The sequence below is a fragment of the Lacimicrobium sp. SS2-24 genome (assembly GCF_002201535.1).
Lineage (GTDB): Bacteria > Pseudomonadota > Gammaproteobacteria > Enterobacterales > Alteromonadaceae > Lacimicrobium.
In genome coordinates, this window is record NZ_NIWW01000010.1 from 20,521 (window position 1) to 47,009 (window position 26,489).

At 50.3% G+C, this 26,489-nt stretch carries 22 protein-coding genes and 2 tRNA genes; 7 read left to right on the plus strand and 17 right to left on the minus strand.

All coding sequences use genetic code 11. The annotated features are described in order from the left end of the window. Window positions 1-116 precede the first annotated feature (116 nt). Window positions 117-485, plus strand: a complete 369-nt coding sequence (locus CCY32_RS17480) for a type IV pilin protein (protein WP_088332154.1) — start codon at window positions 117-119, stop codon at window positions 483-485. Between the two features lie 21 nt (window positions 486-506). Here CCY32_RS17480 and ispH read toward each other — a convergent pair whose 3' ends face one another. The 6 genes from ispH to murJ form a co-directional block, all read right to left on the minus strand. Beyond that, a complete protein-coding gene (gene ispH / locus CCY32_RS15070) occupies window positions 507-1,448 on the minus strand; it encodes a 4-hydroxy-3-methylbut-2-enyl diphosphate reductase (RefSeq protein ID WP_088332156.1) in 942 nt (313 codons plus the stop codon). An 11-nt stretch (window positions 1,449-1,459) separates the two neighbouring features. Then, window positions 1,460-1,894: an FKBP-type peptidyl-prolyl cis-trans isomerase gene (gene fkpB / locus CCY32_RS15075; protein WP_088332158.1), complete on the minus strand. Its 435-nt coding sequence runs from the start codon at window positions 1,892-1,894 to the stop codon at window positions 1,460-1,462. Continuing rightward, complete coding sequence (gene lspA, locus CCY32_RS15080) at window positions 1,887-2,384, minus strand: signal peptidase II (protein WP_088332160.1); 498 nt, start codon at window positions 2,382-2,384, stop codon at window positions 1,887-1,889. Before lspA ends, fkpB begins: the two co-directional genes overlap by 8 nt. After that, window positions 2,377-5,205, minus strand: coding sequence for an isoleucine--tRNA ligase (gene ileS / locus CCY32_RS15085; RefSeq protein WP_088332162.1), 2,829 nt, complete (start codon window positions 5,203-5,205; stop codon window positions 2,377-2,379). The genes lspA and ileS overlap by 8 nt, the downstream gene beginning before the upstream one ends. 75 nt (window positions 5,206-5,280) lie before the next feature. Beyond that, window positions 5,281-6,216, minus strand: a complete 936-nt coding sequence (ribF, locus tag CCY32_RS15090; protein WP_088332164.1) for a bifunctional riboflavin kinase/FAD synthetase — start codon at window positions 6,214-6,216, stop codon at window positions 5,281-5,283. 218 nt (window positions 6,217-6,434) lie between these two features. Then, complete coding sequence (gene murJ, locus CCY32_RS15095) at window positions 6,435-8,003, minus strand: murein biosynthesis integral membrane protein MurJ (protein ID WP_088332166.1); 1,569 nt, start codon at window positions 8,001-8,003, stop codon at window positions 6,435-6,437. Window positions 8,004-8,179: 176 nt separating this feature from the next. Here murJ and rpsT point away from each other — a divergent pair, with 176 nt between their 5' ends. The 4 genes from rpsT (at window position 8,180) to CCY32_RS15115 (ending at window position 11,717) form a co-directional block, all read left to right on the plus strand. Next, window positions 8,180-8,443, plus strand: coding sequence for a 30S ribosomal protein S20 (gene rpsT / locus CCY32_RS15100; RefSeq protein ID WP_088332168.1), 264 nt, complete (start codon window positions 8,180-8,182; stop codon window positions 8,441-8,443). Between the two features lie 284 nt (window positions 8,444-8,727). Further along, on the plus strand, window positions 8,728-9,033 hold the full coding sequence (locus CCY32_RS15105) for a hypothetical protein (RefSeq protein WP_141096243.1): 306 nt from the start codon (window positions 8,728-8,730) through the stop codon (window positions 9,031-9,033). A gap of 101 nt (window positions 9,034-9,134) precedes the next feature. Next, window positions 9,135-9,926 carry a UDP-2,3-diacylglucosamine diphosphatase gene (locus tag CCY32_RS15110; protein WP_210401757.1) on the plus strand — a complete coding sequence of 264 codons (792 nt, stop codon included), beginning with the start codon at window positions 9,135-9,137 and terminating at the stop codon, window positions 9,924-9,926. 84 nt (window positions 9,927-10,010) lie between these two features. After that, window positions 10,011-11,717: a lysophospholipid acyltransferase family protein gene (locus CCY32_RS15115; RefSeq protein ID WP_088332174.1), complete on the plus strand. Its 1,707-nt coding sequence runs from the start codon at window positions 10,011-10,013 to the stop codon at window positions 11,715-11,717. A gap of 116 nt (window positions 11,718-11,833) precedes the next feature. Here CCY32_RS15115 and dapE read toward each other — a convergent pair whose 3' ends face one another. Further along, window positions 11,834-13,000 carry a succinyl-diaminopimelate desuccinylase gene (gene dapE / locus CCY32_RS15120; RefSeq protein WP_088332176.1) on the minus strand — a complete coding sequence of 389 codons (1,167 nt, stop codon included), beginning with the start codon at window positions 12,998-13,000 and terminating at the stop codon, window positions 11,834-11,836. A 147-nt stretch (window positions 13,001-13,147) separates the two neighbouring features. Between dapE and CCY32_RS17250 the strand changes: the two genes are divergently transcribed. Next, window positions 13,148-13,321 (plus strand): hypothetical protein, encoded by a 174-nt coding sequence (locus CCY32_RS17250; protein WP_168171542.1) that lies wholly within the window; start codon window positions 13,148-13,150, stop codon window positions 13,319-13,321. 172 nt (window positions 13,322-13,493) lie between these two features. Here the strand turns inward: CCY32_RS17250 and CCY32_RS15125 are convergent, their stop codons facing one another. The 4 genes from CCY32_RS15125 to CCY32_RS15140 form a co-directional block, all read right to left on the minus strand. Further along, complete coding sequence (locus CCY32_RS15125; protein ID WP_088332178.1) at window positions 13,494-16,352, minus strand: pitrilysin family protein; 2,859 nt, start codon at window positions 16,350-16,352, stop codon at window positions 13,494-13,496. 183 nt (window positions 16,353-16,535) lie between these two features. Next, complete coding sequence (locus CCY32_RS15130; protein WP_088332180.1) at window positions 16,536-17,666, minus strand: sodium ion-translocating decarboxylase subunit beta; 1,131 nt, start codon at window positions 17,664-17,666, stop codon at window positions 16,536-16,538. A gap of 8 nt (window positions 17,667-17,674) precedes the next feature. Continuing rightward, window positions 17,675-19,456 (minus strand): sodium-extruding oxaloacetate decarboxylase subunit alpha, encoded by a 1,782-nt coding sequence (gene oadA, locus CCY32_RS15135; RefSeq protein WP_088332182.1) that lies wholly within the window; start codon window positions 19,454-19,456, stop codon window positions 17,675-17,677. A gap of 12 nt (window positions 19,457-19,468) precedes the next feature. Continuing rightward, window positions 19,469-19,717 (minus strand): OadG family transporter subunit, encoded by a 249-nt coding sequence (locus CCY32_RS15140; RefSeq protein WP_088332184.1) that lies wholly within the window; start codon window positions 19,715-19,717, stop codon window positions 19,469-19,471. Window positions 19,718-20,042: 325 nt separating this feature from the next. Between CCY32_RS15140 and CCY32_RS15145 the strand changes: the two genes are divergently transcribed. Then, window positions 20,043-20,672, plus strand: a complete 630-nt coding sequence (locus CCY32_RS15145) for a DoxX family protein (protein WP_088332186.1) — start codon at window positions 20,043-20,045, stop codon at window positions 20,670-20,672. 27 nt (window positions 20,673-20,699) lie between these two features. On the opposite strand, the gene CCY32_RS15150 is transcribed toward CCY32_RS15145, so the two are convergent. From CCY32_RS15150 to CCY32_RS15175, 6 genes are all read right to left on the minus strand, one after another. Next, a complete protein-coding gene (locus CCY32_RS15150; RefSeq protein ID WP_088332188.1) occupies window positions 20,700-21,653 on the minus strand; it encodes a class I SAM-dependent methyltransferase in 954 nt (317 codons plus the stop codon). A gap of 475 nt (window positions 21,654-22,128) precedes the next feature. Then, a tRNA-Arg gene (locus CCY32_RS15155) sits at window positions 22,129-22,205 on the minus strand. Window positions 22,206-22,262: 57 nt separating this feature from the next. After that, a tRNA-Ser gene (locus tag CCY32_RS15160) sits at window positions 22,263-22,353 on the minus strand. 249 nt (window positions 22,354-22,602) lie between these two features. Continuing rightward, the gene (csrA, locus tag CCY32_RS15165; protein ID WP_088332189.1) at window positions 22,603-22,815 is read right to left on the minus strand and encodes a carbon storage regulator CsrA; all 213 of its coding nucleotides are present in this window, start codon (window positions 22,813-22,815) and stop codon (window positions 22,603-22,605) included. A gap of 139 nt (window positions 22,816-22,954) precedes the next feature. Beyond that, the gene (gene alaS / locus CCY32_RS15170; protein ID WP_088332190.1) at window positions 22,955-25,555 is read right to left on the minus strand and encodes an alanine--tRNA ligase; all 2,601 of its coding nucleotides are present in this window, start codon (window positions 25,553-25,555) and stop codon (window positions 22,955-22,957) included. Between the two features lie 444 nt (window positions 25,556-25,999). Continuing rightward, window positions 26,000-26,455: a regulatory protein RecX gene (locus CCY32_RS15175; RefSeq protein WP_088332191.1), complete on the minus strand. Its 456-nt coding sequence runs from the start codon at window positions 26,453-26,455 to the stop codon at window positions 26,000-26,002. Between the last annotated feature and the right edge of the window lie 34 nt (window positions 26,456-26,489).

Below are 26,489 nucleotides of genomic sequence, written 5' to 3' on the forward strand. Positions count from 1 at the left end.
AACCCACTATAATGATGCTCTGAAGATGCTTATCCAGTATCAGTTTAACTGTGCTAATGCATCACATGTATGACTAGTTTAGACCACAGCGGTCACAATAAAGGTATGTAAAAGGTATGCGCCGTATCTCAGGTATGACACTAATAGAATTAATGATCGTTGTTGCCATCATTGGCATCATTGCCGCGGTTGCGGTTCCGTCTTATCAGAACCAGATTACCAGCTCCCGGCGCAACGACGCGAAACAGCAATTATTGCAGATGCAGCTACAGCAGGAAGCCTATCGGCTGGAGAACGATACCTATGCGGATACAGCAGCATTGGGGGTGCCGGTCAGTGACTATTATACCTTTACGGTTGCAAACGCGACGGCCACCACGTACACATTAAGGGCCACAGCAAAAGGCAGTCAGAGTGGGGATTCTGCCTGCAGTCCACTGACACTTAATCAATCTATGGCGAAAACGCCTGCGGGCTGTTGGTAAACTGCGCTCTCAGCCTATTACTCATAGCTGTTTGATGCGCAGCTCTTTGGGCACCGCAAATTCGATATTTTCCTGGCGACCCGGTGTCTCTATCACTACCTCTGCGCCCCAGGATTTCAGTTTATCGACTACCCCCTGCACCAACACTTCCGGGGCCGAGGCTCCGGCGGTTACGCCCACATGAGAGACGGCTTCCAGCCACTGTGGCTTGATGCAATCCGCACCGGCAATAAGATGGGCACGGGCACCAGTTTTCTCGGCAAGTTCGCGCAGCCGGTTAGAATTAGAGCTGTTTTGCGCGCCCACGACCAATAACACGTCGCAGGCCTGTGCCAGCTCTCGAACTGCATCTTGCCGGTTCTGAGTGGCATAGCAAATGTCATCCTTGCGCGGCCCTTCTATGGCAGGAAACTTATTGCGAAGCGCATCAATGATATCGGCGGTGTCATCTACAGACAGGGTTGTCTGACTGCAGTAGTACAGCGCCTGTGGATTTTTCACCTCAAGATGTGCAACATCATCTACTGACTCCACCAGGTATATTCCACCACTGGCATTGTCATATTGCCCCATTGTACCTTCTACTTCAGGGTGGCCCTGATGACCAATAAGAACGCACTCGACACCTTTTTTGCTGGCCCGGGTCACTTCCATATGCACTTTAGTGACCAAAGGACAGGTCGCGTCAAACACTTTCAGGCCTCGCGCATCGGCTTCCTGTCGAACGGCTTGTGACACCCCGTGTGCCGAGAAAATCACAATACTGTCATCAGGAACCTCGCTCAATTCATCCACAAAACAGGCGCCCCGGTCTTTGAGACCGTCCACCACAAACTTGTTGTGCACCACTTCGTGGCGAACGTAGATAGGAGGTGAAAAGATCTCAAGAGCCCGCTCAACGATAGTGATGGCGCGATCTACGCCAGCACAGAAGCCTCTTGGGTTTGCCAGATGAATTTGCATAGAGTCTCAGCTTAAGTTATTTGCAGAATTTCCACATCAAAAATGACTTTGTGGCCCGCCAGCGGATGATTAAAATCCACGGTCACAGAATCGCCGGCCACGTCACGAACGATCCCCGGGATCTCGGCCCCTCCTGGCTGAGAAAACGCCAGTATCATGCCTTTTTCGGGCGGCGCATCGGCGCCAAAGCGGCCACGATCCATATGATGAATATTATCCGGATTGGGCATGCCAAAGGCATCTTCAGGGGCAAGGGTAAAACTCTTGCGCTGACCTTCCTGCAAGCCCATCAGGCAGGCTTCAAAGTTTTCTGTCAGACTGCCGTCACCGATTTTAAGTTTCGCCGGTTTATTGTTGACCCTGGTGCTATCGGCAGCAGAGCCATCTTCAAGTTTCAGATCGAAGTGCAACACCACTTCACTGTCTGCGCCAATGATTTTAGTCATCTGTTTTTACCCCATTGTTGCGAAAGGCATCGATGATCAGCAAGGCTGCGCCAACAAAAATGGCGCTGTCAGCAAGATTGAACGCCGGCCAGTGCCACTCGCCCACGTAGAAATCGAGAAAATCCACAACATAGCCATACGCCAGGCGATCATAAAGGTTACCCAGGGCACCGCCAAGTATCAGGCTAAAGGCACAGGGCAACAGCACCTGCTCTTTTTTACTCTGGCGCAGCCAAAACAGGATCAGAACGCTGACCGTCAGCGCAATGGCTGTAAAGAACCAACGTTGCCAACCTCCGGCGTTGCTTAAGAAACTAAAAGCTGCACCATAATTATGCACATGAGTCAGATTAAAGTAGGGCATGACAGGGATAGATTGATACAACGCCATCCCTTCCAGCACCCAAATTTTGGTCAGCTGATCGCACAACAATACCACGCCTGCCAACCATAACCATCGTAAGCCGGTATCCCGAAACAGTTTAAGCATAGTGACGTTGCTCACCCTGTCCATCGACATTATCAATACAACGTCCACATAGCTGCGGATGCTGTTCATTGTCGCCAACATCTTCACGATGGTGCCAGCAACGCACACACTTGCTGCCGTCCGATTTAGTCACCTGCACCCACAATCCTGCCATTTCTGATGGTGACAGTGTATCAGGACGCGAGTGCTCATCGGCAACCTGGGCCGAAGAGGTAATCAGTACGAATCTCAGCTCATCAGAGAGTTTACGCAGTACATCTGCCAGCGGTGCTGAGGCATACAGGGTCACATTGGCTTCCAGAGAGCCTCCGATCAGACCATCGCGTCTGGCCTGTTCCAGGGCTTTATTCACCGCATCTTTAACAGCGATAAGCTGCTGCCAATAGGTGTTGCCAAACTCATCTTCAACGGCCAAGTCATCGAGTCCTTCATACCAGGTATCGGCAAATACATATTGCTGACGCTTACCTGGTAAAGCCTGCCAGATCTCCTGTGCCGTGAAGCTCATGACCGGCGCCATCAGTCTCACCAGAATTTCAGCAATATGGTACAGCGCTGTCTGACACGAACGGCGGGCAATGCTGTCCGCCTTTGCGGTGTATTGCCTGTCTTTAATAATATCCAGATAAAAACTGCCAAGTTCTATTGAGCAGAAGTTCATTAATTTCTGGGTGACCACCAGGAAATCATAGCGATCATAGGCCTCTGTCAATTCTTGCTGCAACACCTGTGCACGGCCCATGATCCAGCGATCCAATGCAACCATGTCTTTAGCCGGCACCTGATCCGTCTCAGGTGAGAATCCACTCAGGTTAGAGAGCAGAAAACGACAGGTATTTCGAATTCGACGATAGGCATCGGCAGCCCGTTTGAGAATTTCATCTGAGACGGTCATCTCACCACGATAATCGGTGGAGGCAACCCACAGGCGCAGGATATCCGCGCCAAGTTTGTTCATCACATCCTGCGGCGACACCACATTACCCAGTGACTTGGACATTTTCTTGCCCTTCGCATCAACGGTAAAACCATGGGTCAGCACTTGTTTATAAGGTGCATGGCCTTTGGCAGCCACTGAGGTCATCAAAGAGGACATAAACCAGCCACGGTGCTGATCCGATCCCTCCAGATATAAATCCGCCGAAGCAGGGATATCCTCACGGCGATCCACCACAAAATAGTGGGTAACGCCTGAGTCGAACCAGACATCCAGGGTATCTTTGACCTTTACATAATCCTGAGCGTCTTCACCCAGCAGGCTCTTTGTTTCCAGGTCCCACCATGCCTGAATCCCCTTTTGTTCCACTTGCTGCGCAACCTCTTCCAATAGTCTCTGACTATCCGGATGCAGCTCACCAGTGTCTTTATGGACGAATAAGGCGATGGGCACCCCCCATGTCCGCTGACGGGAAATACACCAATCGGGGCGACCTTCTACCATGCTCTCAATGCGGCTCTGTCCCCAGTCGGGAATCCACTGTGTTTTGGCAATTTCTTTGAGTGAATCACGGCGCAGACCATTTTTATCCATGCCAATAAACCACTGCGGCGTAGCGCGGAAAATGATGGGTGTTTTATGTCGCCAGCAATGCGGATAGCTGTGCTCGTAGGCGTGGTGGTGCATCAGGTTATGCTTTTCCTTCAGCACCTCAACAACATGGTCATTGGCCTTAAACACATGCTCACCAGCAAACAGAGGGGTATCCTCAAGATACACGCCATTGGCACCGACAGGGTTTACCACCTCAAGACCGTATTTCTTACCCACGATAAAGTCATCCACACCATGACCAGGAGCCGTATGAACACAGCCCGTACCCGAATCTGTGGTGACATGTTCTCCCATTATCACAGGTACATCGTAGTCGTAAAACGGATGGTGAAGGCGCTGATTCTCCAGCTCAATACCTTTACAGTAGCCCAGCGCGTGATAACGACTGATGCCAAATCTGTCCATGCACTGATCGACCAATTCAGCCGCCACAATCAAACGACGTTTACCGCTCTCGGTATCGGCCTGAACCAGACAATATTCCAACGAAGGGTGAACGCAGATAGCCTGACTGGCCGGCAAGGTCCAGGGGGTCGTTGTCCACATGACCACCGAAACCGGCCCCTCGCCTACATGATTTTCAGGGTGCTTGAATCTTTCCACCAACGCAGATTCATCCACGGCTGGATAGCCCACATCAATGGATGGAGAGACCTTGTCTTTATATTCCACTTCAGCTTCGGCTAACGCGGAGCCGCAGTCGGTGCACCAATGTACCGGCTTGAAGCCTTTCTCCAGATGGCCGGCATCGATGATCTGACCCAGCACGCGGATAATGTCCGCTTCCGACTGAAAATCCATGGTTTTATAGGGCTTATCCCACTCTCCCAGCACCCCAAGACGAATAAAGTCGGTTTTCTGTCCGGCAATTTGCTTTTCGGCATATTCGCGGCAGTGTTCACGGAATTCCGCTTCTGTGACTTTTTTGCCGGGTTTACCGACTTTCTTTTCAACCTGCAGCTCAATGGGCAAACCATGGCAATCCCAGCCCGGTACATATGGGGCATCAAAATCCGCCAGTGTTTTTGATTTCACAATAATGTCTTTGAGGATCTTGTTCACTGCATGACCAATGTGAATATTGCCGTTGGCATAAGGAGGGCCATCATGCAGGACAAAGGGTGTTTTACCCGCTTTCGCCTGACGAATTTTGTGGTACAGACCGTCTTCGGTCCACGCCTTGAGCATCTGTGGCTCACGTTGAGCTAAGTTGCCGCGCATCGGAAATTCGGTTTCCGGCAAGTTCAATGTATGTTTATAGTCGCTCATCGATTCTCTGTTCCACTGTCTGTCAGTTCATGTCCGCCCGCTGGAAGCGGGCCTGCCCAATGATGATTGGGTAAATTAGCTTGGCAAGTGCGAGGCCAGTATTGCCCTCGCTCGCTCTGCATCGTTTTGAATTTGCGTCTGCAGCTCCTGCAAAGACGAAAATTTGATTTCATTTCTTATTTTGGCCACCAGCTCAACTTCAAGGGTTTTACCGTACAGGCTGTCATCGAAGTCAAACAGATGCACTTCAAGTTGCGAGCGCTGACCATTTAAGGTGGGACGGGTACCAATATTACAAACCCCATCGTATTCCCCTGCATCGACCCTCACTTTCACAGCAAACACGCCCGCTACAGGCGCTCGGCAGCGGTTGAGCAGGACATTAGCCGTGGGAAAGCCTATTGTGCGGCCATTTTTATCCCCATGCACCACTTTTCCCACCAGACTGAAAGGTCGCCCCAGCATGGCTGTCACTCGCTCAAAATCACTCTCTGCCAGGGCTTCTCTCACGGCGGTGGAGCTGATACGGCACTCTTTAAGACGAAAGCTTCGGGTACTGACCACGTCAAAACCAAAGCGCTGACCTTCCTTTTCGAGCATACTGAAGTCGCCCTTGCGACCTTTGCCAAAACGAAAGTCGTCGCCCACCACCAGGAATTTAACGCCCAGTTTTTTTACCAGCAACTGTTCGACGAAGAACTCCGCGGTATATTGGGAAAAGTGCCGGTCGAAACGGATACACAACAATCTGTCTACTCCCAGCCTTCTCAGCTGAGCGTACTTGTCTCTCAGTCTGCTAATTCGGGCTGGTGCCGTATCCGGTGAAAACACTTCCTCAGGCTGCGGCTCAAACACCATCACTGTTGCCGGTAGCTGCATGTTTCTGGCTTGTTCGATCAGGTTGCGGATAACGGCCTGATGGCCCAAATGGACGCCATCAAACTTACCGATAGTCAGTACACAACCCTTGTGCCTGTCGCGGATATTATGCAGCCCACGAATCAGCTCCACCCATTGCCCCTTTTTATGCTCTATCCAGCCAAAACAAAAACACCGGATTATACCCAATTAGCCCCAAATTGCGAGCCTCAGCAGTGCAGGTCCACTGCACTGGCATCTGGCACCCTGACCCTATCAATCGTTGCTGGGTCATTCACTCTGTTATCAACAAAAACGTCACCGGCTATCACCACATTTGGCAATGTCCGGATTGTCAGATTTTCGTTTTATTAGGGAAGATTTGGCTGTCGATTGAGATCCTGGGGGCGGATGCCCAACACCACGGCAGCAACGGCCAGGCTTACTACGCCAAGCCCTATCAATATGCTCAGTTGACTAACCTGTTCACCCAGCGTCCAGGCTGTCCAGCTACCCGAAGCGGGCATCATGGCCCACAGACACCCCACCATGACAGCCGTGGCCAGCATTACCCGCCCGATAAACCAAAGACTGTCTGCATCCACCTTGTAAACATCCAGGCGGTGCAACTTCTGATAAAGCAGGAACGCGTTGAGTGTGGCCGACATCGCCGTAGCAATAGCCAGCCCCACATAACCAAAAGGGATTGCCAGAACAATATTAAACAGCATGTTAGAGGCCATCGCCCAGATGCCATAACGCACCGGTGTCCTGGTATCCTGCCTGGAGAAAAAACCTGGTGCGAAGACTTTCACCAACATAAAACTGAGTAATCCTGAGCCATAAGCCATCAGGCTATAAGAGGCCATTCTGGCGTCGTTTGCACCGAATTCCCCTCGCACAAACAACACCGTCAACAAGGGTTCTGCCAACACTATCAGGCCTGCTGACGCGGGTATTCCGAGTATACATACCATTCTCAGGGCCCAGTCCATATTGGCCCGGAATTGATGGCTGTGGGCACTGACATGATTGCGCGACAAAGCAGGCAGAATAACGGTAGCGATAGCAATCCCGAAAAGCCCCAGAGGAAATTCCAACAAGCGATCGGAGTAATAGAGCCAGCTAATAGAGCCGGTGACCAGAAAACTGGCGATCAGCGTGTCTAACAACAGATTGATTTGACTGACCGATACACCGAACAACGCCGGGATCATCAGCCGCCGGACTTTACTGACCTTTTCATCCCGCCAGCCCCAGCGAGGTTTAACTAATAACCCGGTTCGGCGCAGAAACGGCAACTGAAACAGCAGTTGTACGATACCACCGAAAAACACCCCCCAGGCCAGGCCTAACGCGGGTTCGTCGAGCCGCGGTGACAGCCAGATAGCCGCACTGATAATACACACGTTGAGCAGTACGGGGGTAAAGGCGGCAACCGCAAAACGGTTGAGCGTATTCAGTATTGCACCGCTAAGCCCTGTCAGGGTAATAAAGAAAAGATACGGAAAGGTAATCTTCAGCATTAATGCGGCAAGTTCAAATTTTGCCCCATCTGGTTCATCAGACAGGTAGGCTAAAAACCAGCCGGTACCGAAAAGTGCTGCCAACACAGGGGAGCCAATGACCCCGATAAGGGTCACCAGCAGCACAAAGGTGCCCAGTGTTCCTGCGACTCTGGCGATAAAAAGCCTGAGTTGTTGTTCATCCTCTTTTTTTTGTACCTCACTCAGCACAGGAACAAACGCCTGAGCAAAGGCACCTTCAGCAAACAGACGACGCAAAAAATTGGGGATTTTATTAGCAAAAAAGAACACATCGGCGGCAGCCCCGGCACCCATGAGATTGGCCACCACCATATCCCTGATCAGTCCCAGCACCCTGGATAACAGGGTCATACTGCTGACGATAATCCCTGATTTCAACAACTTAACAGACACATTGCGTACCGAGTAGAAAAACAGGCTGTATTATGGGGCATCCGGGAAGTTTTTAAAAACCCTATTCACCGTTCACGGGCCGTGCAATATTCCAACAAAAGCATTTGACATCCAGGGCCATAACAGGAATAATCCGGGCCCTTAATTTTTGACTAAATTCTTTTGGGAGTTTCACCTTGGCTAACATCAAGTCTGCTAAGAAACGTGCCATCCAGGCCGAAAAACGCCGCCAGCATAATGCCAGCCGTCGCTCAATGACGCGCAGCAGTTTGAAAAAAGTTCTGGCTGCCATTGCCGCCGGCGATAAAACTGCCGCTCAAAGCGCTTACGCTGCTGCTGTGCCGCTGCTGGATCGTATGGCAACCAAAGGCTTGATCCATAAAAACAAGGCTGCTCGTCATAAGAGTCGTCTTGCTGCTAAGATCAAAGCCTTAGCCTGATACAGGGTTTCTTCGAAAAAAGCGCCGTAAGGCGCTTTTTTTATGGCTATCACTAAAACTGGGCGCTTCAGACCTTCTGCCTCTGCGAGGGTGATTTGCGCAATCTCGCTATTTTGTGTTTCCTCTACTTTCTTTAAGTGTTCATGTTTTCAGGGTCATGGATGTCTCTCGATGAAGACGCTGTCACGTTCTTTTACATTTAGACACAGCAGCATACAAGACAGTTAACCTTCCCCTTTGTTATGATGCTTAATCCTAAGTGTTGTGGTCGCGTCAAGGTTCCCGTGAAAGCTCATCTTATTAAAATCAGCGCTCTGCTTTTATTCACACTTTTGCTGGTAGCGATTGTCTTTATACCCATGCCAGAACTGGTGACCTATGAACGTGCCAACATCGTCTCCAAAGGCGTTTATTGGCAAGGTTTGGGCGACTCAGGAAAACTGCTTGATGCCAAAGCCAGCTTTGTGAAAATTGATAATGACACTGGCTATTTATTTGTCTGCCATGACATGCCCTCGGCAAATACCTGCCAGCAATACCGTATCATTGAGCGCCAGGGTCCCATTGCAGCGCTATCTCATCTGTTCTAGTCCATTGCCTGGTGAAAACTGTCATGGCAACTTCAAATACCCGTCACGAAAATGTAAGAGAGGCTGGCTAGGGTAAAGCAAAGTTCGTCGCGGGAATGCCCATGACCCAAACAGCACACTACCGGACTCTCTGGCTGTCTGACATCCACCTTGGTTACAAGGATTGCAAAGCCGACTACCTGCTTGATTTTCTGGAGTACTGTCGCGCCGACACCCTGTATCTTGTTGGCGATATCGTCGATATGTGGGCCATGAGTCGACAGTTTATGTGGCCAAAAAGCCACAATCAGCTTTTTCATCGACTACTGAGCCTTTCCCGCGAAGGGACACGGGTCATTTACCTGCCCGGCAACCATGACGAACCTATCCAGAAATACGACGGCATGGCTTTTGGTGATATTGAGATCCATCGCCAGTATGTCCACACCACCGCAGATGGCCGAAAACTGTTGTTGATGCATGGCGACCAGTTTGATCAGGAAGTGTGCTTCGGCCCTCTGCATGCCTGGATAGGGGACAAAGCCTACGATCTGCTGCTCTTTGCCAATCGATGGTATAACAAATTGCGCCATGCCATGGGTTATCCCTACTGGTCTCTGGCCGGATTTATTAAAAGCCGGATAAAAGGGGCGAATGATGCCATTGCCCGCTATCGGGATATTGGTTGTCGCGTCGCAGGCGAGATGGGTATGGACGGCATTGTATGCGGCCATATTCACCATCCGGAGATCCACCAGAAAAAGCGCATTGTGTACTGCAACACCGGCGATTGGATTGAGAACTGCTCAGCACTGACAGAGGATCACAACGGAAAGCTGGCGTTAGTGTACTGGACGGCCCGACGCGCAGAACTGCATCCGTTAAATCAGGCGGACAACCGAAAGGCCGCCTGAGTCATATTTTCGCCATAAAAGCCTCATCAAATCGTCATTTTTGGGCTCTAGACTGGTCATCATAATTTCGAGTCGAAGAACCCTATGTTTACCGTTGAAGACGTACTGCAAAAACATTACCCGAAACTGACTCAACACCCCGTCGTTTTTTCTTCAGCTCGCTTCGTGTTGCGACGCTTATTGCACGAGCGGGAGTTTCAGGAGTTCTCACGAGACTATCCGCACCTATTAGGTCTCGAATTCATCGAACAGGTGCTGGAGTACTTCGATTTCAGTTATTCGGTGCGCGACAGTGAAAAAGAGCGCATTCCAACACAGGGAAAGCTGGTCATTATCGCCAACCACCCCATCGGTACACTGGACGGCCTGGCGCTGATAAAAATGGTTAGTGAGATCCGCAGTGACGTAAAAGTTATTGCCAATGAAATGCTGATGGCGGTCAAGCCCTTACACAACATGTTAATACCGGTAAATAACATGCAGGGCGGCACAGGCAGGGAACACTTGAGTAAAATTCAACAACACCTCAGCCATGACGGTGTACTGATTGTCTTTCCGGCAGGCGAAGTATCCAGATTACGCCCTCAGGGTGTCAGGGATACCCGTTGGCAAAGAGGTTTTCTACGTATTGCCAAAAGTGCCAAAGCCCCTGTCCTGCCGATTTTTATTGATGGTAAAAATTCCCCCCTGTTCTACGGGGTGTCGATGTTGTACAAACCCATGGCCACCCTGTTACTGGTGGCCGAGATGTTTAAACAGCGCAAGAAACATCTGCCGATGCGCATCGGCGAAATGATCCCCTTTGAAGCCTATGAGGGATCGCACATTAATCCCAACCAGAAAGTGAAACTGTTCAAAAAACACCTCTACCGAATTGGTCAGGGCAAAGAGGGTATTTTTGTAACACAGAGGGCCATCGCCTTGCCTGAAGATCGCCGGGAACTGAGCAAAGCCATAAAAAACGAATGTGAACTACTCGGCGAGACCGGCGATGGTAAACACATCTATCTGTATCAGTATCAGGGCAGCTCACCCGTATTGCGTGAAATAGGGCGGTTGCGCGAAGTGGCTTTTCGTGCCGTTGGTGAGGGCAGCAATAAGCGCCGCGATATTGACTGCTATGACAGTCACTACTACCACCTGCTGTTATGGGATAAAGACGATCTGGAAATCGTTGGCGCGTATCGCTTCGGTGATGCCAAAAAGCTCGCTCAGAATGCCAGTGGCCCGGGGCTGTATACCGCCAGTCTCTTCGATTACGGTAAACAAATGGATTACTACTTCGAACAGGGGCTGGAACTGGGACGCAGTTTTGTACAACCCCGGTATTGGGGAAAACGCAGTCTGGACTATCTCTGGTATGGAATTGGCGCATTTTTAACACGACATCCGCACTATCGCTACCTGTTTGGTTCAGTCAGTATCAGTGGTGCCCTGCCCGCTCCTGCTAAAGATCTGCTGGTACAGTTTTACCAACTGTATTTCGCCGGTGAACAGGGCCTCGCCGTCTCTAACCGCCCTTACGCATTACCAGTTGAGCTGCAGAATCAATTTCACGGTAATGACTACAAAACCGATTTCAGCAGGCTAAAACATCTGCTCGCCAACATGGGTGTCGCGGTACCAACCTTGTACAAACAGTACACCGAAATATGCGAACCAGAAGGCGTGAAGTTTCTCAGCTTTGGTGTTGACCCCGACTTCAATGACTGTGTCGACGGATTAGTGCTGGTCGATTTGATGCGCCTAAAGGAGAAAAAGCGCCAGCGCTACATGCCTCGGGAGTATTAGTCCATCAGTCAAGCAGCGGACGGGCCGGTACGGCGATGCCATTATCTACCCTGTGCCCACTCTAAAAGTGCATGATGAAACACTTCTGTGTTTACTGCGCCCATTCCCACTCACCTTTAACCACCCACTTTATGCAACAGACTGGTGTAGATTTCCTCCAGCAGGCAAATATCCTGTAACGCTACCCACTCATTGGCCTGATGAATACTGGCGTTTGGTACACCTAGTTCAATCACCTGCGTGTGCTCGCTGGCAAAGAAGCGCCCGTCAGAGGTGCCACCTGATGTGGACAATACCGGGAAAGCCCCGGTATGTTCATATATGGCCTGCTCCGCATAACCGATGAGACTGCAGGCCGATTCCACCGAAGTAAAGTAAGGTTCGCACGGACGCTCCCACGACAAACTAAAGTCATCAGTTTCGGTTGCCACCGCCGCTTCAATAAGCCCCTGCAGTGTTTTTTGGGTAAAGCGGTGACTGTAACGAAGGTTGAAACAGATAGTGCACTGAGACGGAACAATATTGTCAGTAAAGTTGCCCGAGTCGATATGGGTCACTTGCAGGCTGGTACCGGGAAAATCGTCGCTACCCTCATCCCAGTTAATGGATGTCAGGGCACCGAGTACACTGTTCATTTTGTGAATCGCGTTGTCTGCATATTGAGGGTAAGCCACATGTCCCTGGCGACCGAAGACCTTTAGTCGTGCTGAAATCGCGCCGCGGCGTCCGGTTTTTATCGTATCCCCTGTAAACCGGCGTGCTGTGGGCTCGCCTACCACACAGTAGTCGGGTTGCACGCCTTGCTCATGCAAATGCTGCCGGATACGTTTGGAGCCATGCTCTGCCTCGCCTTCTTCGTCACTGGTGATAAGCCAGAGCAGATTGCAATCCGGTGAGGGGTTATGTGTGAGAAACCGCTCCGTGGCTGCAAGCATTGCGCCGATACCGGTTTTCATGTCCGCGGCACCGCGCCCTATCAGACGTTCTCCACGCACAGTGGCAGCAAAAGGATCCTCATGCCACTGCTCTGGATTACCGGCAGGTACCACATCCGTATGTCCGGCAAATGCCAGGGTTTTGCCGTTATGCCCGAAGCGGGCAATGAGGTTACTCACTCCCTGATGATGGTCAAACTGACACGTAAACCCCATATTGGTGAGCTTTTCAGCCAACCATCGCTGACATCCTGCGTCATTCGGGGTCACTGAAGGTTGTTGCATGAGATAGCGGCTGTACTCAATACTGCGGGCAGACCGGTTAAAAATGTGTTTTGGTGCAGACATAAGGAGCGTTACGGTCGGTAAAGGGTATTCCATTAAATAAAGTCTTCGTGACACTGACATGGCAAAAAAAAGACAGCACGATGACATTGGTAATCATCTAAAGACTGAAATAGAATCAGGGTGTTATCAAAAATGTAGGGAAGAGTGTTGCTCAGATTATTGTTTCTCATACCCGCGGTTTTATGCCTGATATGGTATCTGTACCTTCGTCATCAGGGCTACAGCCTCAAACAAGGTAAACAGGGGTTCATTTATATCCTGATGTTCTCAGCGGTGATTGCCGCCTTCTACACACTGATGCTGTGGCTGACTAATCTGTAACCGCCAGGCTCATGGCCCCTTTGGGCCACTGATTTTATCTGTGTCGATTATAGCGACCAGGATTAATGCGCCGAACACGCAATCCGTAAACATCATCACCGCAAACGAAAAAGCCAGTCAGCTAATCTGACTGGCTTTACGTTGCCTGGCATAAAGGCCAGTGTTTGTAAGATTACAGACGTTCGCCCTCGCGATTAAGCAAAACCGGATCTGTCTGGGTAAAGGCTTTAACTTTTGGTAACTGCGTCTTCGCGTCCCCTACCACGATATAATGCATTTGCTGCTCTTCGCCATATTGCCTGAATACTGCCAGCGCTTGCTCCAGTGTCAGGGCCTGCAACGTCTGCTGATCCTGTTCCAGATAATCCAGCGGTAGCTCCAGACGATCAATGTCATACATCATGCGTACCAGATCACCGGTGGTTTCAAAGCGTAATGCGTTGCGCTTGAGCATCAGGTTCTTAGTGTCATCCAGATCTTTTTGAGTATAGGTCTCGTCATACTCACCGATGAGCTGTCGGAATAATTCGAGAGACTCCAGGGTAACATTGGCACGCACCTGTGACTGGGCAACAAAAGGCGCCACATAATTACGCCGTGAAATACCGCTATAGGCACCGTATGTGTAGCCTTTTTCGATGCGCAATGTCTGGAATAAACGGGCGCTTGAGCCACCACCGAGACGATTCTGGGCGATATAGAAAGGATAATAATCAGGGTGTTTGCCCTGCATGGCGGGCTTACCTGCCATGATCACAGACTGTTTTGCATCCGGGATATCAATAAAAAAGACTTGTGCGTCCTCGATTGGCGCGACATCGGGGAGTTCAGGGATCTCAACAGTCTCTCCCTGCCAATGATTTACCAGCGGTTGCACGGCTTTTTTCACCTCTGACGGGGTGATATCGCCAACCACATGGAGTGAGGTATTTTTCGGACTAAGGTTTTTCGCGTAGTAGGACTTCATGTCGTCCAACGTGAGTTGGCTAACCGTTTCCTCAGTGCCGGCTGTCGGCAGCCCCGCTCGATGTTCCGTACCGTAAAGCTGACGATAGAATGCAGCACTGGCAACGCTGGAGGGATTCGCTTTGCTTTGTTGGATAAGATTCAGCCTTCTGGCTTTGAGTCGCTCAAATTCTGCTTCGTCAAAGCGCGGCGTGAGCAGCATCTCGGTCACCAAGTCCATGGTCTGTTCAAAATTCCGGACCAGCGTCGTACCGGTGATCATCACTGATTCAAAACCGCCATTCACCGAGATCGAAGCCCCAAGCAAACCAATGGCATCTTCAAGTTGTTCTGGTGTTTTACTCGCCGTCCCCTCATTCATTAATTCCCCAAGCAAATTCACCTGTCCCAGCTTGTTTTTAGCTTCAAGCACCGCTCCGCCTTCGATACGCAGGATGAATTCAACAATGGGTAATTCATTGTGCGGCAAATGGTACAGGGTCATGCCATTTTCCAGCTTGCTGCGGTCAATTTCTGGCATGCTAATGACAGGCGCTTCACTCAAGGGTGGCTCAGACCGGTCGTGACGGGTTGGTGTTTTGGCGTACTCAGCTTCGCTGTCAGAGTCGAAGTCTTGCTCCGCTCCCTCGACAATTTCTTCTTCCACCACATTCGCCTTTATCGCGCCATCAACAATGAGATCAGGTTCACTATGGGGAACAAAGCTGGTCAGGACATAGGGTTTATCTTTAATATACTGACGATAAACGCGCATAACATCATCCCGGGTTACCGCTTTAATGCGGCGGATGTCCTCGGTGATAAATCCGGGATCGCCAGCAAACTCCTCATAAATACCCAGCTGAAACGCTTTATTCAGATTACTGGCAATGCCCCGGTAGAAACGGGTCTCCTGCCGGGCTTTGATGCGCTTGAGATCATTATCACTGAAACCCTCTTGTTCAAATGTGTTCAGCGCCTCGTCAATAGCTGTTTTAACCTCATCAAGATCCTGACTGGCATTTGCACGCACGCGTATTGTAAACGTACCTGCTAATTCGCTGCTGTCCTGAGAGGAGGATACACCCGGTGCCAGCTTGCCTTCTTCGACGATTGCCTTGTACAAAGGGGCACGCTTTCCATAACTCAGAATTTCCCCCAATACCGACAAGGCATAACTGTCAGGATGAAAATCTTCCACCGTGGGTAAGGTCATGCGCAGTTCCGGTACCCTGGCAAAATTATCCAGATGATAGAGGCTCTTGCTGTCGTCCAGTCTTACCGGCATTGGTGGCATATCAGGCACAGGCTCAGCGGCTTTGATTTCACCGAACCAGGTTTTTACCATCTCTTTGGTTTCAGCAATATCGATATCACCGGCGATCACCAGCGTCGCATTCGACGGCCCATAATACTGGTGATAGAACTCCTTTACATCGCCCAGCGTCGCAGCCTGAAGATCTTCAAGCTCACCGATAACTGTCCAGCTATACGGGTGCCCATCGGGATACAGATTCTTACGAATGACATGATCTGTATGACCATAGGGACGGTTATCAACCCGTTGGCGTTTTTCATTTTTGACAACCTGCTTTTCACGTTCCAGCGCACCTTCAGTCACGGTGTTGATCATGTAACCGAGTCTATCTGAATCGATCCACATGACTTTTTCAAACGCATCTTTTGGTACCACCTCATAATAGATGGTGGCATCCGACCAGGTGCCCCCATTTCGCACTCCACCCAGCTCCTCAATCATCTTACGGTTAGCGCCCTGGGGAACATTCTCTGAGTCATTGAAAGCCATGTGCTCAAAGAAATGAGCAAAGCCGGTACGTCCGGGCTTTTCACGACTGGAGCCGACATGTACAAGCGTTGATACGGCAACCAATGGGTCAGAGTTATCCTGATGGAGAATGACGGTTAATCCGTTTTCCAGCTGATATTTATGATAATCCAGCGACAGCGCCTGTTCGGGTGCTTGTGAAGATGATGATTGACTTGCAACCGGTTGTTCGTGGGAGCCATGCTGACAGCCGAATAAACCCAGACTGAGGGCAGCAATAGCGAACCATGTTGATTTCATGAAAAGTTTCCTTGTTGTTATTTATCGTTCCTGCTTGTGTTCGGATTGTATCCGATGAATACCTTAATGGGCGAAACAGCCTCTGTCTAGCGGAGCTCTCTTTGCATTCAGAAAACAAAAAGCCAGCCGCAATACGGGCTGGCTTTTTCAGGCTTTCTGGCAATAGCGGTGCTTTGTTTGAGATTAACCTACCAGTGCCAGCAAAATGCCGGCGGCAACCGCAGAGCCCAGAACTCCGGCTACATTGGGCCCCATCGCATGCATCAACAGGAAGTTATGGGGATTAGCCTCCAGGCCCACCTTATTCACCACCCGGGCCGCCATGGGCACCGCAGACACGCCTGCAGCACCAATCAACGGATTGACTTTACCGCCGCTGAGACGGTTCATTAATTTTGCCATCAATACGCCTGCTGCGGTTCCAATGGCAAACGCCACCGCGCCCAGCAGCAAAATTCCCAGAGTTTCAAGAGTAAGAAACTTATCCGCAGACAATTTCGACCCTACCGCCAGCCCCAGAAAAATGGTCACGATGTTGATCAGCTCGTTTTGTGCTGTTTTGCTCAAGCGGTCAACGACACCACATTCACGCATCAAATTACCCAGACAAAACATCCCCACCAACGGGGTGGCTGTTGGCAACACCATAATGGTCAATATCAGTACCGCTAAAGGAAAGAGTACTTTTTCCTTTTTGGAGACGGTACGTAACTGCTCCATGGTGATCTCTCGCTCTGCCTGCGTCGTCAGCGCTTTCATAATGGGTGGCTGGATAATGGGCACCAGGGCCATATAAGAATAGGCTGCCACCGCCACAGCACCCAATAATTCCGGGGCAAGCTGTGACGACAGGAATATGGCGGTAGGGCCATCGGCACCACCAATAATCGCAATCGCGGAGGCCTCTTTCAGCGTAAAGGCAAAGCCGGGAACAGCGTTGAGCAGAATCGCACCAAATAAGGTTGCAAATATACCGAACTGCGCTGCAGCCCCTAGCAGAAGCATGCGAGGATTCGCGATCAGGGCACCGAAGTCTGTCATTGCCCCTACACCCATAAAAATCAGCAGAGGGAAAATACCGGTATCCACCCCCACGGCATAGATGTAGTACAACATGCCACCGGGATCATTAAAGCCCGCCAGAGGTATATTAGCCAGCAGTGCACCAAAACCAATTGGCAATAACAGCAGGGGCTCAAACTTTCTGACGATGGCGAGGTACAACAGCACCAGGCCAACCAACATCATCACCAATTGGCCCAGTTCAAAATTCGCCAAAGAAGTGGACTGCCAGAGTATCTGTAACTTCTCCATGGTCGCGGTTACCCCAATGTCATCAGGGCTTGGCCGGATTGCACCGCATCCCCTTCACTGACCAGAACTTCGGCAACCACCCCGTCGTGTGCAGCCCGCACTTCCGTTTCCATTTTCATGGCTTCCATGATCAATACCACATCTCCTTTACTAACCTGTTCGCCGGGTTTGGCCAGTAGTTTAACGATATTGCCCGCCAGGGGGGCGTTAAGGGTTTCGGTACCGTCCACGCTGGTCGTCTGAGGCTGCTGCTTATCCGCCTGAGGGGCCTCAGAAATATCACTGAGCTCACCGCTTTCGGCCACTTCAACGTTATACACTTTGCCATCAACACGCACGGAATAGGTAGCAGGGCCTCGCTGCGTTGCCCCGGATGGTGTGGAATTCGCGGTAGCAGGTGCTTCACCAGGAACCGGCTCAAACGCATCAGGGTTACCGCGGTTTTGCAAAAACTTCAGACCAATCTGTGGAAACAGCGCATAGGTGAGCACATCATCCACCTTGTCCTTCGCCAGGGTAATGCTTTCACTCTTGGCCACCTCGTCGAGTTCGCCACTGAGTTTTTCCATCTCATCATCAATCAGATCAGCCGGACGACAGGTAATGGCTTCCCCTCCTTCCAGCACCCGGGCCTGCAATTCTTTGTTAACCGGGGCCGCCGTTGCGCCATATTCCCCTTTGAGTACAGCCGCCGTCTCCTTGGTGATACTTTTGTAACGCTCGCCGGTCAGCACATTTAATACCGCCTGACTACCGACAATCTGCGAGGTAGGTGTAACCAGGGGAATAAAGCCAAGATCTTCGCGTACAGAGGGGATCTCTCTCAATACATCATCCATTTTATCTTCTGCGCCTTGCTCCCGCAGTTGGTTTTCCATATTGGTCAACATGCCTCCGGGAACCTGCGCGATAAGAATTCGGGAATCCACGCCTTTTAAGCTACCTTCAAACTTGGCGTATTTTTTTCGCACTTCCCTGAAGTAGGCCGCAATCTCTTCAAGTTTAATCAGATCCAGTCCCGTATCGCGATCCGTTCCCTCCACCATCGCCACAATCGTCTCGGTTGCTGAGTGACCATAGGTCATGCTCATTGACGAGATTGAGGTGTCGAGCATATCAATGCCTGCATCAATCGCTTTCTGGTATGTCGCCGTACTCAGGCCAGTGGTGGCATGACATTGCATTGTGATAGGCACTGCCACCGCGTCCTTTAACTGTGTGATCAATTCTTCACAGGTATAAGGTTTGAGCAATCCGGCCATATCTTTAATGCAAATGGAATGTACCCCCATATCTTCCAGCTGGCGTGCCATATTAATCCACATATCCATGGTGTGTACCGGACTGACGGTATAAGACAGCGTACCCTGGGCATGGGCACCCACTTCTACAGCCGTTTTAATGGCGGTCTGTAAATTACGCACATCGTTCATGGCATCAAAGATTCGAAACACATCAACGCCATTGGTGTGAGCGCGCTCGACAAATTTACGCACCACGTCGTCAGCATAGTGACGGTATCCCAACAAGTTCTGACCGCGCAGCAACATTTGCTGTTTGGTATTGGGCATCGCTTTTTTCAGTTCCCGGATTCTGTCCCAGGGATCCTCACCCAAGTAGCGAATACAGGCATCAAAAGTCGCCCCGCCCCAGGTTTCCAGAGACCAGTAGCCTATAGCGTCCAGCTTCTCTGCAATGGGTAGCATGTCATCGAGGCGCATGCGGGTCGCCAACAGTGACTGGTGACCGTCCCTGAGTACAACATCGGTAATAGCAAGTGGATTGGACATGGGATCTCCGAATTATGGTTGTTTACGATACTGATGGACGGCACTGGTAATGGCCGCGACGACTGCAGGTGAAAGACCTTTGCGGGAAACAGGAATACGCCCTTGCGTTTCAGAGGGTGCCGCGCCAGGGAATTTACGACAATACACACTGATCAAGGAAACCGCACCGATCAATAATCCCAGGAAGGTAAAAACAACCACCATGCCGACGACCAGAAGCAGACCGGCATCCTGTAACTGTGAAGATAACTCTGGTGTCATGACTCTCGTCCAGTTGAATGAAAGACCAGATAAGTAACATGGTGATCTGAAAAAAACAATATAAGCCTGATGTCGAAAAGAGATAACAAATTACATATTATTCAAAACACATGCATATTTACCCATTTTAAGCGGTTAGTGTGTATTTTTCAGACAATTTGCATGGTTGTATCACTGCTGACAATATCAGTTATCACGTATCTAAATAGTACTTTGCCGTGCCCTGCTCCTCCCTTATGCTGTGAAAGAAAACTATCGCTGCCCCTGTCAATTGACAGAAGAACACTCTTGTCTCGTAACGGGGCCCCTGACCAGGAACACCAAAATGATCAATACACTGGCACAGTATTACTTCAGCATGTTGGATAGACTGCAGTGCTTCAATGGTATCCCATCACTACTCATCAGACTCTACCTGGCACCGGTAATGATCCAGGCTGGTTGGAACAAATACATCAGCTTTGCCGATACCGCTGCCTGGTTTGGCAATCCTGACTGGGGATTGGGTCTGCCCTTCCCTGCTCTGATGGCAAGCCTGGCCATTGCAGCCGAACTGATTGGGGGAATCTTGTTGTTACTGGGATTACTGACCCGACTGGTAACCCTTCCATTAATGGTCACCATGTTAGTGGCGGCGTTTACGGTACACTGGCAAAATGGCTGGCCAGCCATTGCAGATACATCCAGTTGGCTGGCTAATGGTACGCTCTTTATGAATGAAAGCGTCATGGCTTCAGCCGATAAACTCTCAGCCGCAAACAGTATTTTGCAGGAGCACGGCAACTACGAGTGGCTGACAGCCAGTGGTAAATTTGTGGTGTTGAATAATGGTATCGAATTCGCTATCACGTACTTTGTCATGTTGCTGGCACTGTTGTTTATCGGCGGTGGGCGTTATCTGAGTCTCGATTTCTGGATAAAACGGACACTGTGCAACAAGCTGTCTTCACAATGATTTGTCAATGTCCCGTGGCGATAGGTGTCACTGCTTCCCGACGCGCTGACAAACCAATTCCCAGCCAAAACTAAACTGCTCCATGACCAGCGGCTGGTAGCGTATTACTGTGCAGCCAGCTGCACCAATACGCTGTTCCAGTTCCCTCAGTTGATTGGGGCTAAGGGCAGCGTCGACCAAGGCTTTCATTCTTTTATGATAGGCCACAAAGTCATCTGTAAGGGTGTCGAGCCACTGCATGACTTCCTTTTCATTAAAACGCTCCGGACGCTGATAAATGCGTGCGATATCACCATGCAACCGTTTAAGCTTATTACCCAGATCCTGATGCTTACAGGCTCTGATAATGCTCTCAAGTGCTTTCACGACAGGTGAAAATGCCTTGTCTGCTTCACGAAATTCCACTTCTGAGATTTGTGCGTTAGCCAGGCTCAGGGCTGCCTGTAACGCTTTTTTGCTTTCAGACAGAATGTGCTGCTGCGCTAACTGTCTGAGGTGCGCACAGGCGTGCGCACTAGCCTTAACGATATCGCTACCCTGAAAATGTACCAGGGCCGCCATGACCCCGTTATTCTTGAGCATGGACAGGGCTTGTATCAATGCCTCACTGCCCGCATATTCAACACCGAACTGACTCACCACTAACTCGAATGATTGAGGCTTAAATGGCAGGGCATCGGCACTTGCCACTACCCCCTGACACTGAGGTTGACGTTGGATGAGATTAGCAATGCCATGGAACGAAATATCCAGTCCGACGGCATTCATTGACGCAAGGGCATTGGGTGACAACATGCTAATCAGTGTTCCATTGCCACAAGCCAACTCCAGCAACTGCGGGGATATATAGGAGGGAAGATATTCATCAAAAACAGCATGCCAATGCTGCTCGAGCGGATCGCTCACCCCCGTTCTAACCGTCAGGGCCTGTTCATGTTGCCGGGATTTCCAATAACTGTCCCAACCCTTCTCATCATCCATACTGCAAAAACCTGTGTTGTTGCCCACTGAACCTCGGCCAGAGTTTTGACCTGAAGAATAGGATGGAGGCGCATAATTTCAGACCGTTGAGAATACTATACGATCATCCACTTAGAAACCGTCGAACGTCTATTCCTGAGGAGGTTCTCATCCCATTGGGTCGCGCATAAACACTAAAATACCGGGAATATTTTAGGACCGCTTTAGCTGGCCTGCGAAGCGGGTGAGCCTCAGGAATGAGGCGAACAAAAAAAGCCCATGCAAACTGCGCATGGGCTTAACGCACAAACTGGAGATAATTTGCTGGAGGATTACTCCGGGCTGTCCTTGCCCTGCGCCCTGCGGGCCGCGCTGGACTGCGCACGTTCTAATTTGCTCCCGGCAAATTAGTCGAACCTGAGGAGGCTCTCATCCCATTGGGCCGCGCATAAACGAAAAAGCCCCGGTAAACTACACCGGGGCTTTTTCGTTTATATGGCGGACGCAGGAGGATTCGAACCTCCGACCGCTCGGTTCGTAGCCGAGTACTCTATCCAGCTGAGCTATGCGTCCTGAAATTGTGTTTCAATGCTAGTACGTTACTAACATTGGCTTCTTCTTTAAGAAGAATGGCGGAGAGGGAGGGATTCGAACCCTCGATACCCGCAATAGGTATGGTTCCTTAGCAGGGAACTGGTTTCAGCCACTCACCCACCTCTCCGGAAACGCTCATTCAGTCAGCTATCAATCTGTCCTGAATGTGGGGCCGAAGTTTAATGACTCGCTCATATAGAGTCAAACCTTTTTTGGCTCTGCGCCGTGCAGTTGTTGGCAATTCGAGCAATTCAGTTAAATTTTGCTCAAACACCGCGATTTTCGACACTCTTCGTCACTACGGATGTTTTCGTCATGATCAGCGCGCTGACACAAAAAAGGCCGGATAAACCGGCCTTTTTTAGCTGATGAATACTCAGTCACGCTCTGACTGGTCATCATCCTGCGGGGAAAAATCTGCATTTTTCTCCGCCTGTATACGCATGTAAATTTCTTCTCTGTGCACAGATACTTCTTTAGGTGCATTCACACCAATACGCACCTGATTTCCCTTAACGCCTAAAACCGTTACTGTAACTTCGTCACCGATCATCAACGTTTCACCCACACGACGGGTCAATATAAGCATTCTCTTGCTCCTGTTCCGTTAGTCCAAAATAATGTCCCTACTTAAACCTAGCGTAAAACCCTGTTAACTGAAAAGTTTTACGTTGCGGCCCCCTGTTTTTGTTGTCACCTCAAAAACCGGCCTCGGATTTAGCCGCGGATTATAGCCTATCTTCTAGCCATGTCGACACGGAAGCCAGTGCCTGGTCGAGTTTTTCAGGCTGATTACCGCCTGCCTGCGCCATATCAGGACGACCACCACCTTTTCCACCTACCTGCTGGGCAACAAAGTTAACCAGCTCTCCGGCTTTTACCTTGCTTGTCAGATCCTTGGTCACCCCAGCAATCAGACTCACTTTATCCTCACCCGCGACGGCCAACACCAAAATACCTGTACCCATCTTATTCTTAAGATTGTCCATCAGATCACGCAGTGACTTGGCCTCTACGCCCTCTAACTTAGCAGACAGTACTTTGATTTGGTTTATTTCATACGCCTGAGATAATAAATCGGATCCAGCCTGACTGGCTAATTTTTGCTTGAGCTGCTGCAGCGCTTTTTCTGTCGTTTTAGACTGTTCCAATAATTGAGCAATGCGTTCGGGCAACTTCTGCCAGTCACTTTTCACCTCAGCGGCCAGTTCATGCAATAGCTGGGTTTGTTGTTGCGAGAACCTCAGTGCCTCGGCCCCGGTTATCGCTTCGATGCGGCGCACCCCAGAAGCAATCCCCCCCTCACTGGAAATACGGAACAAACCAATCTCGCCGGTTTGCTTCACATGGGTGCCACCGCACAGCTCCATTGAGAAAGGCCCCATGCTCACCACCCTGACCTGATCGTCATACTTCTCACCAAACAACGCCTGTGCACCGGCGTTCTTGGCTTCTTCCAGATCCATTAATTGGGTGGTTAACGGGTGATTGAGTCGTATCTGCTCATTGACCAGCGCTTCAATCTGCGCAATCTGTTGCTGGCTGACTGCCTCAAAGTGAGAGAAGTCAAATCGCAGACGCTGAGGTTCAACCAGCGAGCCTTTCTGATTCACATGTTCACCCAGCACCTGTTTAAGTGCAGCATGCAATAAGTGCGTGGCACTGTGATTCAGTTTAATCGCCTGACGACGTTCAACATCAATCTCAACACTGGCTTTATCACCAACATGAATATCTGACTCAGCCACACCTTTATGGGCAATCGCATTGCCCAACTTTATGGTATCCGTAATTCTAAATCCGCCTCCAGAGCTTAAGCTCAGGTAACCGGTGTCTCCGACTTGTCCGCCCGCCTCTGCGTAAAAAGGCGTCGTATCAAGCACCACAATACCCTGTTCACCTGTTTTCAGGCTTTCAACTTTGGCGTCTGTACTGAATAACTCCTGTACGCTCGCCTCACCGCGGCTTTGCTCATAGCCTGTAAAGTCTGAGGTTACCTCACTGCTTAGCTGGCTGTTGTAATCCTTCCCGAAGTTGCTGGCTTGTTGTGCACGCTTGCGCTGCTCACTCATGGCGGCTTCGAATCCCGCCTCATCTATGGCGAAGCCCTTTTCTCGGGCCACGTCATTGGTCAGATCGGCCGGAAAACCATAGGTGTCATAGAGTTTAAACACCAGCTCTCCGGGAATCGTCTTATCTTCCAGGCTCTCGAGGGCATCCTGCAGAATCTGCATGCCGCGCTCAAGGGTGCGCGAAAACTGCTCTTCTTCAAGTTTCAGCACCCGCTCGATGGTTGAGCGCTGTGCTTTCAGCTCAGGGTAAGCCTCCCCCATCTGTTCAATCAACGCCCCTACCAGCTTGTAAAAGAAAATATCCTCAGTGCCCAGTTTATAGCCATGGCGCACTGCCCGGCGAATGATGCGTCTGAGTACATAACCACGTCCCTCGTTGGACGGCAACACGCCATCTGCAATCAAAAAGCTGCAGGAACGAATATGATCCGCCACCACACGCAGAGACTTGTCCTGTATATCCTTAGCACCAGTAATCTCAGCGGCAGCCTTGATCAGCGCCTGGAACAAATCGATTTCATAATTACTGTGTACATCCTGCAGTATCGCTGAAATCCGCTCTAATCCCATACCTGTATCAATCGAGGGCTTAGGCAGAGGTTGCAATTCACCGTCGGCCTGACGGTTGTATTGCATAAACACCAGGTTCCAGATTTCGATAAAGCGGTCACCATCCTCTTCCGGGGTGCCCGGGGGGCCTCCCCAAATATGCTCGCCATGGTCATAGAAAATCTCTGAGCAGGGTCCACAGGGTCCGGTATCCCCCATCGACCAGAAGTTATCTGAGGTGTCGATACGTATAATCTTTTCTTCAGGCACACCGATATGTTGTGACCAGATATCAAAGGCCTCATCGTCCTCAGCATAAATGGTGACAAGCAGTTTTTGCTCTGGTAAGCCCAGCTCCTTGGTCAGAAAATGCCAGGCAAACTCAATGGCTTCTTTTTTAAAGTAATCGCCAAAGCTGAAATTACCTAACATCTCAAAAAACGTATGGTGACGTGCCGTATAGCCGACATTTTCCAGATCATTGTGCTTTCCACCGGCACGCACACAGCGCTGTGCCGATACCGCACGGTTGTAGCTGCGCTTTTCAGCACCCAGCAAAACGTCCTTAAACTGGTTCATACCCGCATTGGTAAACAACAGGGTCGGATCGTCGGCTGGAACCAGCGAGCTGCTTGGCACCAACTGGTGACCACGGCTGGTAAAATAATCGAAAAATTTGCGGCGAATGTCAGCAGTACTAATAGTCATTGATTATCCCGGATAAGCGGCATTAAGGGTAAAAGTCACTTGGATAGTTAAATGAAAAAATTCACTCAGGGGGCTGACAATAGCATGAAAACTTGCTCCGTGTCAGGTGCTAAAAGACCATTAAACATGCTGTTTCAGGCATTTTTATCACACTTTCACAAGGTTGATGGTAAGAACCACTCCGAGTCGCTGAAATTTACTTTTACACTCATACGCCCGGTCCCGTAACCCGCACAAAAAAGCGTCATGGCAGTTTGCTCAAAACACCCTGTGACACGGGCTGTCATGCCATACTCTGAAGATCCTGGTTTTAATAAACGCAAGTGAATGCAACGTGTTGTACAGTGATGCTAGACGACATCGCCAACAAGCATCGGGCAGCGTCAGCACCTGGGTTACTTCCATGACCAGACTCAGCTGTAATATAGTATGGATGAACAGGTGTTAGTCTTCCTCCGGTGATGCCATCGCATAGCGAATCTGCTCCGGCGTATACCCTTTGTATTGCAGGTGACGGGCGCGCTTCTGACGCACTTTAAAATCACTCGCCTCACTGGGATACTTCTTCTGATACAAAGTGCGAGCCGCCTCAAACCAATCCACCTCCAGTTCAGCGATCGCTGCGTCAATCTCTTGTTCGTTGACCTGGCGCTGGCGAAGTTCGCCCCGTATACGAATCTCTCCCAGCCCCCTGGAAGCCCTTTGACGGGCAAAACTGGCAGCAAACCGCTGATCCGACTGCCATCCCCTTTGGGCAAACTCGCTAATCACCTGCTGGCACAATTGAGGATCCAAACCTTTAGCCTGTAATTTATGTAACAACTCACTCTGACTGTGCTCACGACGACTCAGCAAGTTCGTCAGGCTCTCACGGATGATCTTCTTGTCGGCTTCTGTCATATTGCCCTTTTTACACTCCGGTTTTTATTACTGA

Excerpts from the sequence above, each read along its gene's own strand:
- CCY32_RS17480 (WP_088332154.1), top strand. The coding sequence starts at position 117 with ATGCGCCGTATCTCAGGTATGACACTAATAGAATTAATGATCGTTGTT.
- ispH (WP_088332156.1), bottom strand. The coding sequence starts at position 1,448 with ATGCAAATTCATCTGGCAAACCCAAGAGGCTTCTGTGCTGGCGTAGAT.
- fkpB (WP_088332158.1), bottom strand. The coding sequence starts at position 1,894 with ATGACTAAAATCATTGGCGCAGACAGTGAAGTGGTGTTGCACTTCGAT.
- lspA (WP_088332160.1), bottom strand. The coding sequence starts at position 2,384 with ATGCTTAAACTGTTTCGGGATACCGGCTTACGATGGTTATGGTTGGCA.
- ileS (WP_088332162.1), bottom strand. The coding sequence starts at position 5,205 with ATGAGCGACTATAAACATACATTGAACTTGCCGGAAACCGAATTTCCG.
- CCY32_RS15110 (WP_210401757.1), top strand. The coding sequence starts at position 9,135 with ATGACCCAAACAGCACACTACCGGACTCTCTGGCTGTCTGACATCCAC.
- CCY32_RS15115 (WP_088332174.1), top strand. The coding sequence starts at position 10,011 with ATGTTTACCGTTGAAGACGTACTGCAAAAACATTACCCGAAACTGACT.
- dapE (WP_088332176.1), bottom strand. The coding sequence starts at position 13,000 with ATGTCTGCACCAAAACACATTTTTAACCGGTCTGCCCGCAGTATTGAG.
- CCY32_RS15125 (WP_088332178.1), bottom strand. The coding sequence starts at position 16,352 with ATGAAATCAACATGGTTCGCTATTGCTGCCCTCAGTCTGGGTTTATTC.
- CCY32_RS15130 (WP_088332180.1), bottom strand. The coding sequence starts at position 17,666 with ATGGAGAAGTTACAGATACTCTGGCAGTCCACTTCTTTGGCGAATTTT.
- oadA (WP_088332182.1), bottom strand. The coding sequence starts at position 19,456 with ATGTCCAATCCACTTGCTATTACCGATGTTGTACTCAGGGACGGTCAC.
- CCY32_RS15140 (WP_088332184.1), bottom strand. The coding sequence starts at position 19,717 with ATGACACCAGAGTTATCTTCACAGTTACAGGATGCCGGTCTGCTTCTG.
- CCY32_RS15145 (WP_088332186.1), top strand. The coding sequence starts at position 20,043 with ATGATCAATACACTGGCACAGTATTACTTCAGCATGTTGGATAGACTG.
- CCY32_RS15150 (WP_088332188.1), bottom strand. The coding sequence starts at position 21,653 with ATGGATGATGAGAAGGGTTGGGACAGTTATTGGAAATCCCGGCAACAT.
- csrA (WP_088332189.1), bottom strand. The coding sequence starts at position 22,815 with ATGCTTATATTGACCCGTCGTGTGGGTGAAACGTTGATGATCGGTGAC.
- alaS (WP_088332190.1), bottom strand. The coding sequence starts at position 25,555 with ATGACTATTAGTACTGCTGACATTCGCCGCAAATTTTTCGATTATTTT.
- CCY32_RS15175 (WP_088332191.1), bottom strand. The coding sequence starts at position 26,455 with ATGACAGAAGCCGACAAGAAGATCATCCGTGAGAGCCTGACGAACTTG.